Raw genomic sequence first — 12,532 nt, forward strand, 5'->3', positions numbered from 1 at the left:
AGCTGTAATGACCCTGACCGTACCCACCTGGCTGACGTTGCTGCGGATCGTGATGATCCCGGTGCTGGTGCTGGTGTTCTACCTTCCGTACACGTGGACGAACTTCGCCTCCGCCGCGGTGTTCGGTCTGGCGGCGATCACCGACTGGCTCGATGGCTGGGTCGCGCGCCGCTACCAGATGCATTCGGCGTTCGGTGCCTTCCTCGATCCGGTGGCGGACAAGCTGATGGTCGCGGTGGCGCTGTTCCTGATCGTGCAGGGCCATCCGACCGCATGGATGGCGTTCTGGGCCGCGGTGATCGTCGGCCGCGAGATCGCGGTGTCCGCGTTGCGCGAATGGATGGCCGAGATCGGCCAGCGCGCCAAGGTGCGCGTGGCGATGATCGGCAAGATCAAGACCACCGCGCAGATGATCGCGCTGCTGTGCCTGCTGTACTCGGTATCGCCCAACACGCCGGTGACCGACATCTGGATGGGCGGGCCGATATTCCACATCGGCGACTGGATGCTGGCGATCGCCGCGATGCTGACGCTGGTGTCGGCGGTGCAGTACCTGCGTGCCGCCTGGCCGAGCCTGCGCGAGGACGAAATCGCCGCGCGCTCGCAGGCAAAAAAAAGATGAAACAGGGCTGTTGACAGGTAGGCGATTGCATGTAGAATTTCGCCTCCCAAGCGGGAATAGCTCAGTTGGTAGAGCGCAACCTTGCCAAGGTTGAGGTCGCGAGTTCGAGTCTCGTTTCCCGCTCCAGTTCGATGAAGTTTCCGGGTTTTCAACGGGGCATCATCAAGGGATTCACCTCGTGTATATCGAGCAGTCAAGCGACTGCATGCGGGATGCACAGGGAGGCCAAGAGCTTCCCAAGAGCGTGAAGAAAGTTGTTAAAAAGGCTGGCGCAACACCTACGAAGTCTGTAGAATGCACGGCTCCCAAGCGGGAATAGCTCAGTTGGTAGAGCGCAACCTTGCCAAGGTTGAGGTCGCGAGTTCGAGTCTCGTTTCCCGCTCCAAATTACGAAAAGGCCCCGCGAGCGGGGTTTTTTCATATCGGGAGGAAGTTTTTCCTCCTGTACAATCAGATTATTCTGGCCTGGTAGCAGAGTGGTTATGCAGCGGATTGCAAATCCGCGTACGCCGGTTCGATTCCGACCCAGGCCTCCAGATTTGATATTCGACCCCTGAGAAATCAGGGGTTTTTCTTTGCCTGTCGTTCGCCGGGGCAGGGCAGCGGAGCGACTCGGCAAACCCGGAAACAGCGAAACCGGGGCCAGATTCGAATTCTCCTCCCGGGCGCCTGCCGGCTCGGGGCGTACGTGGAGAATTCGACTCTGGCCCCGGTTTCCGGGTTCAGGAAGCCGCGCCGGTGGTGCCGGCGCGGTCGTGTGGCTCAGGGGCGGGTGGTGGTCGCGTTGGCCGCTGCGGCCGCGGCCGCGCAGCGCGGTGCCGGGCCACGGCAACGCTGGCGCGTATCGCCGGTCATGTCCGTTTTGAACACGTCGCCATCCTCGGCGTACATCGACGCGCCGGCAGCCGGCTGCCCGTAACGCACCTGCAGGCCGATGCTGGTGCTGCGCATCGCGTTGCGGCCCTGCTCGCGGCCCAGCAGCAGCGAGAACAGCCAGCCGCTGTCCAGCTGCAGGTCCATGCCCGCACCCAGCGCCAGCGTGTCGTCGTTGTAGCTGCGCATGGCCAGCACGTAGTCGGCGTCACGCGGGCGCTGCAGGTAGTTCACCGCCACGTCGCCGCGGTTCTCCAGTGCCCCGCGGTACTCGATGCGCCAGTGCGGGCGCCAGCTCAGCCGCTCGCGCTGGAACATCATGCTGCCTTCCAGCCCCAATGCCAGCGTGCTGTTGTCCACCTGCTGCCGGCCATAGCCCAGCCCATAGGCACCCAGCCCGTTCTCGCGGTAGCCGTCCAGCGTCGCCCGGTGGCCGTCATAGCGGCCATAGCCGGTCAGGTTCAGCCCCGACGCGCTGCGGTGTTCGTAGCCGAAGGTCAGCGCCCCGAACCACTGGTCGCCACTGCGCGTGGCCTGGGCGCTGGCGTTGGCCAGTTCGCTCCAGCGGGTCAGGTCGAAGTCCAGCCGGCCGTTGGCCAGCAGGCCGTCCACGAACAGGTGCTCGCCCAGCCGCCACAGGCCGTAGACCGCCAGCGAGCGCTGGTCGGCGTCGACCTTGGACGGGCTGTCGTCGAAGTCCGTGCCCTGCCGGCCCCAGCTGCCTGCCAGGCCCAGCAACACGTGCTCGCCGACCGCGCGGTCCGCGCCCAGGGTCAGGCCACCGGTGTTGAAGTCGAAGCCGCCGCCGGCGCGGCCGTTGCGGCCGGTCGTGCCGAAGGTCGCGGTACCGGCCAGCCACATGCCCCAGCCCTGCGGCAGCGCCGGCAGGGCCGCTTCGGCCACGCGCCCGACCGGCATCGACAGCCCCGGCACGCCCGCGCTGCCGGCGTAGGCCAGGGCGAGGTTGACGCTGTTGGCGTTGCGGCCCGAACGCACCTGTCGCAGGCGGTCGCGGATGTTGTCGCCCTGTACCTGGGCAAAGCGCACGCTGGCGTCGACCTGGGCCTGCAGGCTGCCGCTGACCTGCGCATCCAGCGTCGGGTCCGGGCGCGCGTTGACCATCAGCGTGATCGTTATCACACCGGTGAGGTAGTGACTGGTCGCCGCCTGGGTGGCGGTCAGCGTGGTCGTGCCTTCGCCCACCAGGGTCACGGTACGGCCGTTGAGCGTGGCCACGGCGGGGTTGCTGCTGGTGAAGGTAAATGCGCCGGGGCTGTTGCTCCGCGGGAGCGGCAGCTCGAAATCGGCCTGGCCGTACATCTTCTGCAGGTCGCCGACCCAGCCCAGGTCCGGCGCGGCCACCAGTTCGGTGGCGCTGTCCGCCTCGCCTTCGCCGGCCAGGTTGTAGGCGGCCACGGTGAACACGTAGTCCACTCCGTCGGCCAGCCCCTGCACCAGGATCGGCGAACCGCTGCCGCTGGCGCTGACCACGCCTGCGGTGGCGGCCGCGCGCAGGCCCGCCGTGCGCAGGGCGCTGCCCTGCGGGGTGGCGACCACCCGGTACCCTTCGATGGGCGCACCACCGGTGAACGCCGGCGGCGTGAATGCCACGCTCACCTGCCCGGGGCCGACCGGCGTCAGCGTCTGGATCTCCGGCACGCCCGGCGGCACCGGGTCGATCCGGAACGTGCGCGTGGCCGAGGCCGCGCGATGGGTGGCATCGCCGGCCTGGGTGACGACAACGGTGCAGCTGCCGGCCTGCACGAAGGCCAGCTGGCCGTCGGTCGTGACCGTGCACACGTCCTGGGTCTGCGAGGCGAAGGTCACCGGCAGCCCGGAGTCGGCGCGCGCGGACAGCACCGGCACCTGGTCGAAGCGCTGCGTGCCCACTTCCTCGAAGATCACCGTCTGCAGTACCTGCGGCACCACCGGTGCCGAGGGCGCCGACGGCGCGCTGTTGCCGGCCGCGGCCGAGGCGGTGACGGTGAAGGTGTAGCTCACCCCGTCGGTAAGTCCGCGCACCGTGATCGGCGAGCCGCTGCCGCTGGCGGTGATGCCGCCGGGCTGCGCGGTGACCGTGTAGGTCACCGGCTGGCCGGTGGCCGCCGATGGCGTGAATGCCACTTCCACCTCGCCCGAGCCGAGCACGCTCACCTCGCCCACAACCGGTGCCTGCGGCACCAGCGCGGTCACGCTGAACGATTGCGTCAGCGACGCTGCCAGGTGGCTGGCATCACCGTCCTGGTGCACCGTCACCGTGCAGGTGCCGGCGCTGGCAAAGCCCAGCACCCCGGCGGCCGTGACCGTGCACACCGACGGCGTGGACGACGCGAAGCGCAGCGGCAGGCCCGAGTCGACCGAGGCCACCAGCGTCGGCGTGGTGCCGAACGCCTGCGCCCCCGGGTTGGCGAAGGTGATCACCTGGGTCACCGCCGTGGTGACTTCGTTGGAGGCCGCCGACGACGGGCCGGTGCCCGCGCTGTTGGTCGCGTTCACCGTGAAGGTGTAGCGGGTACCGGTGTCCAGGCCGTTGATCGTGATCGGCGAAGTGGTTCCCACGAATGGCGCACCCGGCACCGTCGGGCTTGGTGTCACCGCATAGCCGATGATCGCACTGCCGCCACTGGACGCCGGTGCGCTGAAGGCCACCGATACGCGTCCGGGACCGGTCACCGTGGCGGTGCCGATGGTCGGCGCGCCCGGGGCCACCGCGTTGACGGTGAACGAACGGGTGACCTGGGTCGCGGCCAGATAGCTGCCGTTGCCGGCCTGGTCGGCATTGATGGTGCAGGTGCCGGCGGTGATGAAGGTCAGCGCGCCGCCGCTGGTGATCGTGCACACCGCGGTCGTGGATGAACTGAACGTCGGGGTCAGCCCGGAATCGGAGGTTGCGGTCAGCGTCGGCGTGGTGCCGAAGGTCTGCGCCCCCGGATTGTTGAAGGTGATGGTCTGGACCGCTGCCGGGGTGATGCTGTTGGAGGCACTCGACGCAGGCCCCGTGCCGGCGATGTTTTCGGCGCTGACGGTGAACGTATACGGCTGGCCGTTGGTCAGGCCGGTCACCACGATCGGCGAGCCGGCGCCGTTGATCGGCGCCACGTCCGCCGGGCTTACGGTGACCGTGTAGCCGAGGATGCTGCTGCCGCCAGTGTTGCCCGGTGCGACGAAGGCGACGCTGGCCTGGGTGTCGCCAGCAACGGCCGTGATCGAGGTGGGTGCAGCAGGCACCACCGCATTGACGGTGAACGACTGGCTGACCTGGGATGCGGCCAGATAGCTCGAATCGCCAGCCTGGTCGGCATTGATGGTGCAGGTGCCGGCGGTGACGAAGGTCAGCGCGCCGCCGCCGGTGATCGTGCACACCCCGGTCGTGGACGAACTGAAGGTCGGGGTCAGGCCCGAATCGGAGGTCGCGGTCAGTGTCGGCGTGGTGCCGAAATTCTGCGCCCCCGGATTGTTGAAGGTGATGGTCTGCGGTGCGGCCGGGGTGATCGCGTTGGACGCAGCCGACGCCGCGCCGGTAAGCGAGGCGCCGTTGGTTGCGGTGACGGTGAAGCTGTAGCTCACCCCGTTGGTCAGGCCGGTGACGGTGATCGGCGAGCCCGAACCGGTACCGGTATTGCCGCCGGGGTTGGCGGTCACCGTATAGCTGTTGATGCTGCTGCCGCCGTTGCTGCCCGGCGCGGTGAAGCTGACCGTGGCCTGCTGGTTGCCGGCGGTGGCCGTGCCGATGGTCGGCGCATCGGGGGCGACGGCGTTCACGGTGAAGCTGTGGCTTACCGTGGTGGCGGCGTTGGTGGATGCGTTGCCGGCCTGGTCGGCATCGATGGTGCAGGTGCCGGCACTGACGAAGGTCAGCGCACCCGCGGAGGTGATCGTGCACACCCCGGTCGTGGACGAGCTGAAACTCACCGTCAGCCCGGAATCGGAGGTGGCGCCCAGGGTCGGCGTGGTGCCGAAGTTGTAGTTGCCCGGCTGGGCGAAGGTGATGATCTGGTCGGCCTTGGGGGTGACGCTGTTGGAGGCCCCCGAAGCCGTGCCGGTGCCGATCCCGTTGGTTGCCGTCACCGTGAAGGTGTAGGCCGTGCCGTTGGTCAACGATCCGACCGTGATCGTGCACGCCGCCGGGCCGGCGCAGCTGCCGGTGGCGCCACCGGGGTTGGCGGTGGCGGTGTAGGTCGAGATGGGCGAGCCGCCATTGCTGGACGGCGCGGTGAAGGTCACCGTGGCCTGGCCGTCGCCGGCGGTGGCCGTACCGATGGTCGGTGCCGGTGGGGCTGTCGGGATGGCGACGGTGTGGGTGCTGCCGCTGCTGTAGGACGCGATGCTGTTGCCGGCGTTGTCGATGACGTTGGTCGAGCCGTTGAGGTTGATCCTGATCGTGCCGTTGCCGCTGATCGAGGCGATGGTGACGTCGACCGTGCTGCCGCTGGATGCCGACACGCTGGCGATGCTGCCGGTCGCGCCGCCGGTGCTCACCAGGGTGAAGTCGTCGGTGGAGATGTTGTTCACCGGCTCGCTGAAGGTCACCGTGAAGGCGATCGAGGCGTCGGTGCTGGCAGGCGAACCGCTGACCACGATGCTGCTGACACTGGGTGCCACGCCGTCGATGATCAGGGCTTTGTTCGCACCCAGCGAGTTGGCCGCGCCCGGTACGGGCAGGGTCAGGGTGGCGTTGTTGCCGGTCGTGTCCTTGATGGTGCCGCCGTTGAGCGACAGCGAACTGGTCGATGCGTAATCCAGGTCGGCACTGGTGTTGCCGGAAACCACCGTGTAGCTGAAGGTCAGCGTGCTGGTGCCGCTGCCGCTTGCGTAGTTGACGATGCGGTCGGTCGCGCCGGTTTCCAGGGTCAGTTGCGGCGTGCCGGTGACTGTCACCATCTTGCTGAAATTGACCTGCACCGACAGCACATCACCGATCTTGTAGGTCCCGTCGGCGTTGCTGGCCGTGACCGAGCTGACCGTGGGCAGCACGCCGTCGATGACGATGTTCTTGTTCGCGCCCAGCGAATTGGCCGCACCAGGCGCTGGCAGCGTCAATACCGCGGCGTTGCCGGACAGGTCCTTGATGGTGCCGCTGTTGAGGGCCAGCGCGCTGGTGGTCACGTAGTCCAGGTCGGCGCTGGTGTCGCCAGCCTGCACGGTGTAGTTGAAGGTCAGCGTGCTGGTGCCGCTGCCGCTTGCGTAGTTGACGGTGCGGTCGGTCGCGCCGGTTTCCAGGGTCAGCTGCGGCGTACCGGTGACGAACACGTTCTCGCTGAAATTGACCTGCACGGAAATGACGTCGCCGGCCTTGTAGGTACCGTTGGTCGTGCTGGAGTTGATGCTGGAGACGGTGGGCGGCGTGGTGTCGGGCAGCCGTACGTTGCTCACATTGATGTTGTCGATGGCGAAGAAGTTGGCCTGCGCCGGGCCCGCCACGGTGATGCGGAATTCATCGATGCCGGCGAAGGCTGCAACGCCCGATGTGTCCACCGTGTTCAAGGGCCAGTTGCCCCCCGGGCCGCTGATCGAGAAACCCAGATTGGCGCCGGGTACCTCCATGCCATTGAGGTAGCCGGTCACGGTGAAGTAGACGGTGGCGCCGCTGCCGTTGTCCGTCGCGGAATACTGGAAACTACCCAGGTCGAAGACGCTGTTGTCGTTGGAGGCGACCCGGAACGAGTTCAGCGGTTCGCCGTCGTACGCCGCGTCGCCGTAGTAGATGCCATCGTCGGTACTGAAGTACAGGTCACCTGCCGCGATATAGATCTGGGCGGGCGTGTTCGTATACACGCTCACGTCCCACCCCGAGCCGACGATGTTGTCGACACTCAGGCCGGTCGCGCCGCTTCCCGATACCAGCGGCGTGTCGCCGCCCCCGGAGCCGAAGGTCGTGGTTCCGTTGGTCGGGGTGGCGGCCACGGCCAGCGGGCTGGCCAGCAATCCGACCAGAAGCGCCACGGCCGGTGCGGCTTTCCCCAGCAGGGCAGTCCTCCGCCGCAGCCACGCCCGCAGGCGCGAGGCTGGAGTGACATCGTGGATGATGGTCGACATGCGTTTCCCCTGGACAGCATAGGCAAAGGGGCGGACCCCCCGATGGCGGCCCGCCCACGTAAATGAACCCTTCAATATCCCCTACCGTAGAAAGCAGCCGGATCCGATCACGCCCCGGACGGGCCCTGTCGCAACGTCGGTGTCCTACGCGCCCGCTCGCGCAGGCGCGGTGAATCTAGCAGTCCTGGGCGGGCTGCGGGAAGTGGAATCGGCACCGGGGGGGCGGGCACGGGCCCGGGCAGGGGGCGGCATGGCCGGGGTGTGCCGCGGACGGCTCCGCTGGCAGACGACGGTGGCCCGGGGCAGGGGCGGCCAGGGTGTTCCGGCGCACTCCCGGCCCACCATGAAGACCTCGTACGCCGGGCGTGACGCCTCCGCGGCGACTGCACCGGTGCTGGCAGTGGCGCTGCCGCGGATACAGGGGATCGCGAATGGTTGCCGCCAGGCCGGTGGGAGCGGCGCCGCGCCGGCGTTCACCTGCGCGCCGGCGGAGTGTGGTCGGCAGGTGGCGGTGCGGATGACGACGGGCACGGCGGTGGCCCCGGCCGACCACCGGGGCTGACGGGCAAGGGGACGGGCGCGCCGGCCGGCGCGCCCGTACGATCACGGCACGAACAGGTAGTAGTCGTGCGCGGCGCGTGCCAACTGGGCAATGGCGGCATCGCGCGCTTCGCTGGAGGCGCGCGAGCGGATGAACACCGCCGCCACCACGTGGCCGCGGCCATTGGGCAGTTCGATCACACCGACGTCGTTGATCACGTCGCCGACGGTGCCGGTCTTGTGCGCCACCGGCGTGCCGCTGGGCAGCATGCCCCGCAGCCGCGCGCTGCCGGTGCGGGTGTCGAGCATGATCTGCTGCAATACGGCGGTCGAGGCCGGCGACAGGATCTCGCCCTTCCATGTGCGCTGCAGCAGCTGCGCCATGGCGCGGGCGCTGCTGGTATCGCGCGGATCGGCGTTCCAGGCGTCCATGTTGGTGCGCCGCTGCTCCTGGCTGCGCTCGCTGCGCGACAGCTCGCCGTAGGCGGCCGGCCCCAGCGGATGCGCGTGCGAGGCGGCATCACCGTAATAGTTGGCCAGCAGCTCCCAGATGTAGCGGTCCACGCGCAGGCCATCGACGCCCAGCGCGCGCATGCGCTGCTGCACCGCTTCGGGGCCGCCGCCGGTGCGCACCAGGATGTCGGTGGCGTTGTTGTCGCTGACCGTGATCATCATGTGCAGCAGGTCGCGGATGGTGATGGCCGAACCGGCGCTGAGGTGGGTGTCCATCGGCCCGCCCATGTCGGGGTAGATGTCCTCCGGCCCCAGCAGTACCTGCTGCTGCAGGCCCAGCTTGCCTTCGTCGACCAGTTTGAGGATGTGCACCGCCACCGGCACCTTCATGGTGCTGGCCATCGGCAGCGGCTGGTCGGCGTTGAGGTAGACCGCGCGGCCGCTTTCCAGGTGCACCAGCGCCGCGCCGACGTCGCCCGGGAGCTGTGCCGCAAGACGCTCGGCCTCGGTCTGCAGCGCGGTCGTCTGCGCTGGCGCCGGCCGCGCCAGGACCGGTGCCGGCGTAGCCCACAGGCTGCCCAGCAGCAGGGCCGAGGCCAGCAGGGACGCCTGCAGGCGCGGGTGCGGGGAACGACGGACGCGGACGGTCATGAAAGATCCTCTGGCAACGGAACGGATGTGAAAGCGCGACCGGCATGGTAACGGCATGGCGGAGCCGCGCGGCACCCCCGGGCGTAGCGAAGGCCACCCGCCGGCGGGTGGCCTTCGATGTGTCTTCTTCCAGGCAGCGATCGGGGATCGGCGGCCTGGCAGCCGTTGCGGCAGGGCCAGGCTCGTGCCTGCAATGCATGGATCCGGCCTGTATGCCAGCACCCTGTCATTGCCGCAGGGCGGAGGGCAGCTACGCTGCGGCGTTCGTGTCAGGCGGTGCGGACCGGTGGCGCCTTGCGGGTCGCGGGGCGGCGATGGGCATGTCGGGCGCCTCCTGTCGGCAAGCGCCGGAGCGGTGTGGCCGACGCGAGCCTGGCGGCGGGCACGCCGTCGCCGGTCAGCCGGCCACGCTCATCGCGGTGGCCGGGGTGCGCGCGTCCGGCCAGCGCCGGAAGATGGCGTCGCGGATGCCGGCCGCGTCGATGCCGGCTTCGGCCAGCAGGTCTTCGCGACTGGCATGGTGCTGGAAGCTGTCCGGCAGGCCCAGGTGCAGCACCGGCATGACGATGGCTTCGGCGTTGAGCAGTTCGGACACGCCCGAGCCGGCACCGCCGGCGACCACGTTGTCCTCGACCGTGACGAACCCCTCGTGGGTGCGGGCCAGTTCGAGCAGCAGGGTCCGGTCCAGCGGCTTGATGAAACGCATGTTCACCACGGTCAGGCCGAGCTCGCGGCCGACCTGCTCGGCGGCGGCCACGGTCGAACCGAACGCGAGGATGGCCAGGCGCTGGCCCTGCGCGCGCAGCTGCGCCTTGCCGACCGGCAAGGTGGACAGATCGACGCCCGGGGCTACGCCCGGGCCGGTGCCGCGCGGGTAGCGCACCGCCGCCGGGCCCTTGTACTGCAGGCCGGTGCTGAGCATCTGCCGGCATTCGGCTTCGTCGGCCGGGGCCATCACCAGCATGTTCGGCACGCAGCGCAGGAAGCTCAGGTCGAGGTTGCCGGCATGGGTGGCGCCGTCCGGGCCGACCACGCCGGCACGGTCGATGGCGAACAGCACGTCCAGGTCCTGGATGGCGACGTCGTGCACCAGCTGGTCGTAGGCGCGCTGCAGGAAGGTGGAATAGATCGCCACCACCGGCTTGGCGCCCTGGGTGGCCATGCCCGCGGCCAGGGTCACCGCGTGCTGCTCGGCGATGGCCACGTCGAAATAGCGCTGCGGGTATTCACGGCTGAAACGCACCAGGCCCGAGCCCTCGCGCATCGCCGGGGTGATGCCCATCAGCTGCGGCTCGGCGGCGGCGGCATCGCACAGCCAGTCGCCGAACACGTCGGTGTAGGTCGGCTTCTTCGGCGCGCTCTTGGCTGGCAGGCCCTTGCTCGGGTCGAACGGGCCGACGGCGTGGTAGCCGATCTGGTCGCCTTCGGCCGGCTCGTAGCCCTTGCCCTTGGTGGTCATGATGTGCAGCAGGTGCGGCCCCTTCTTGCCCCTGAGGGTCTTGAGCGTGGACAGCAGCAGCGGCAGGTCGTGGCCGTCGATCGGGCCGGTGTAGTGGAAGCCCATCTGCTCGAACGCCGTGGAGGGCACGAACATGCCCTTCCACTGCTCTTCCCAGCGCTTGACGAAGCGCGCCGGCGGGCTGTGGCGCTTGTCGCCGAGGATCTTCTTGCCGCCCTCGCGCAACGCGTTGAGGGTGCGGCTGGCGGTGGCGCGGCCGAGCATCTTGGTCAGCCCGCCGACCGCCTCGGAGATGGACATGTTGTTGTCGTTGAGGATGACCAGCACGTTCGGCTCCTCGTCCATGCCGCCGGCATGCGCCAGCGCCTCGAACGCCATGCCTGCGGTCATCGCGCCGTCGCCGATCACCGCCACCATCCGGCGCTCGTCGCCCTGGCGCTGGCGGGCGATGGCCATGCCGAGCGCGGCGGAAATCGAGGTCGAGGAATGGCCGACGCCGAACGTGTCGTACTCGCTTTCCTCGCGCTTGGGGAACGGCGCCACGCCATCCTTCTGCTTGACCGTGTGGATGGTGTCGCGGCGGCCGGTGAGGATCTTGTGCGGGTAGGTCTGGTGGCCCACGTCCCACACCAGCTGGTCGACCGGGGTGTCGTAGAGGTAGTGCAGGGCGACGGTCAGTTCGATCACGCCCAGCCCGGCGGCGAAGTGGCCGCCGCTCCGGCCCACGGATTCGATCAGGTAATCGCGCAGCTCGCCGGCGACCGCGGTCAGTTCGGTTTCATCGAACGCGCGCAGGTCGTGCGGGGTCTGGATGCGCGACAGGCGCGGATAGCGGACGGAGTCGATCATTTTCTTCGCGTTTCAGCCGGACCGGTATTTTCGCCCCCATTCCGGGGTGGGGCAAGCAAACCGCCGGTGGCGCGGGCCGCCGATGGGGACTTCGGGGGCGTGGATGCGGGCGTGGTTCAGCTTGTGCCGGGGGCGTTCTGGTGGCGTGCGCGCTTTTCCGCGCCCGGGCACAAGCGCCGGCGGTTCACCGCTGCCGCGCTACGGCGAGCGGGCCGGCGGCGGTGGCTGGGCGCGCCGGGGGCGACGACGCCGGCATGGCGGCCGGCGGGTCGGGCCGGGTGAATGGAGCCGTGCCGCGCGCAACGGGCATGGGCCGGCCGCTGTTGCGCGGGGTCAGGCGCTGCGTCGCAACGCCTTCTTCGGCAGCTGTGCCTTCAGGAACGCCATCTGGTCGGCCAGGATGTTGCGGTTGGACAGGATCAGGTGCTCGATCCAGCTCGGCCGGTACGGGACCGCCAGCAGCGGCATGTTGGCCTGCTGCGGGGTGCGGTTGCTCTTGCGCGAATTGCACTGGAAGCAGGCGCTGACCACGTTTTCCCAGATGTCGCGGCCGCCCTTGGACAGCGGCATCACGTGGTCGCGGGTCAGGTGCGGGCGGCTGAACTGCTGGCCGCAGTACAGGCACAACTGGGCGTCGCGGGCGAACAGCGCGGTATTGGTGAGGTTGGGGGTCGGGTCGATGGCGCGCGAGCGGGCATGGCCGCGCGAGGCGATGATCGGGTGCAGGTCCAGGCCGCTGCGCAGGCCGCTGGCGCGGTTGATGGCGCCATGCACGTGCAGGCAGGGATCGCCCAGGGTCCATGCCACCGCGCCGCGGGCATAGAGGCAGGAGGCCTCCTGCCAGTTGATCCAGTCGAGTACGCGGCCATGCGCATCCAGCGACAGCAGTCGCACGGAACCGAGGCGGTGCAGGGAGGGCGGGAGCGAAAACTCCACGTCCGGAGCGGATGCGGCGACTCCGGTATCGATCAGACCACGCGGTGTAGTGTCTGTCTCCATCGGGAAAACAGCTTATACACGAAGCGTGACAGTTTGTGTAAACCCGGCCG

General features: G+C 68.8%; 5 protein-coding genes and 3 tRNA genes. 4 read left to right on the forward strand and 4 right to left on the reverse strand.

The window, feature by feature from the left end:
- The first annotated feature begins 7 nt into the window (after positions 1 to 7).
- The 4 genes from pgsA (at position 8) to QQA12_RS06940 (ending at position 1,158) form a co-directional block, all read left to right on the forward strand.
- Positions 8 to 622, forward strand: a complete 615-nt coding sequence (gene pgsA / locus QQA12_RS06925; protein WP_054664925.1) for a CDP-diacylglycerol--glycerol-3-phosphate 3-phosphatidyltransferase — start codon at positions 8 to 10, stop codon at positions 620 to 622.
- Between the two features lie 50 nt (positions 623 to 672).
- Positions 673 to 748 (forward strand) — tRNA-Gly (locus tag QQA12_RS06930).
- 183 nt (positions 749 to 931) lie between these two features.
- Positions 932 to 1,007 (forward strand) — tRNA-Gly (locus tag QQA12_RS06935).
- Between the two features lie 77 nt (positions 1,008 to 1,084).
- Positions 1,085 to 1,158, forward strand: a tRNA-Cys gene (locus tag QQA12_RS06940).
- Positions 1,159 to 1,384: 226 nt separating this feature from the next.
- Here QQA12_RS06940 and QQA12_RS06945 read toward each other — a convergent pair.
- The 4 genes from QQA12_RS06945 to QQA12_RS06960 form a co-directional block, all read right to left on the reverse strand.
- Positions 1,385 to 7,531 carry a fibronectin type III domain-containing protein gene (locus QQA12_RS06945; protein WP_226050293.1) on the reverse strand — a complete coding sequence of 2,049 codons (6,147 nt, stop codon included), beginning with the start codon at positions 7,529 to 7,531 and terminating at the stop codon, positions 1,385 to 1,387.
- Between the two features lie 603 nt (positions 7,532 to 8,134).
- Positions 8,135 to 9,175, reverse strand: coding sequence for a class A beta-lactamase (gene bla / locus QQA12_RS06950; RefSeq protein ID WP_226050294.1), 1,041 nt, complete (start codon positions 9,173 to 9,175; stop codon positions 8,135 to 8,137).
- 397 nt (positions 9,176 to 9,572) lie between these two features.
- Positions 9,573 to 11,483, reverse strand: a complete 1,911-nt coding sequence (gene dxs / locus QQA12_RS06955; RefSeq protein ID WP_226050295.1) for a 1-deoxy-D-xylulose-5-phosphate synthase — start codon at positions 11,481 to 11,483, stop codon at positions 9,573 to 9,575.
- Positions 11,484 to 11,816: 333 nt separating this feature from the next.
- Complete coding sequence (locus QQA12_RS06960; protein WP_054664943.1) at positions 11,817 to 12,482, reverse strand: HNH endonuclease; 666 nt, start codon at positions 12,480 to 12,482, stop codon at positions 11,817 to 11,819.
- Positions 12,483 to 12,532: the final 50 nt, after the last annotated feature.

This window comes from Stenotrophomonas sp. 17(2023) (assembly GCF_030345315.1).
GTDB classification, from domain to species: Bacteria; Pseudomonadota; Gammaproteobacteria; order Xanthomonadales; family Xanthomonadaceae; genus Stenotrophomonas; species Stenotrophomonas acidaminiphila.

What these genes read in the sequence shown, in the direction of transcription:
- bla (WP_226050294.1), bottom strand. Translation starts at nt 9,175, where the DNA reads ATGACCGTCCGCGTCCGTCGTTCCCCGCACCCGCGCCTGCAGGCGTCC.
- pgsA (WP_054664925.1), top strand. Translation starts at nt 8, where the DNA reads ATGACCCTGACCGTACCCACCTGGCTGACGTTGCTGCGGATCGTGATG.
- dxs (WP_226050295.1), bottom strand. Translation starts at nt 11,483, where the DNA reads ATGATCGACTCCGTCCGCTATCCGCGCCTGTCGCGCATCCAGACCCCG.
- QQA12_RS06945 (WP_226050293.1), bottom strand. Translation starts at nt 7,531, where the DNA reads ATGTCGACCATCATCCACGATGTCACTCCAGCCTCGCGCCTGCGGGCG.
- QQA12_RS06960 (WP_054664943.1), bottom strand. Translation starts at nt 12,482, where the DNA reads ATGGAGACAGACACTACACCGCGTGGTCTGATCGATACCGGAGTCGCC.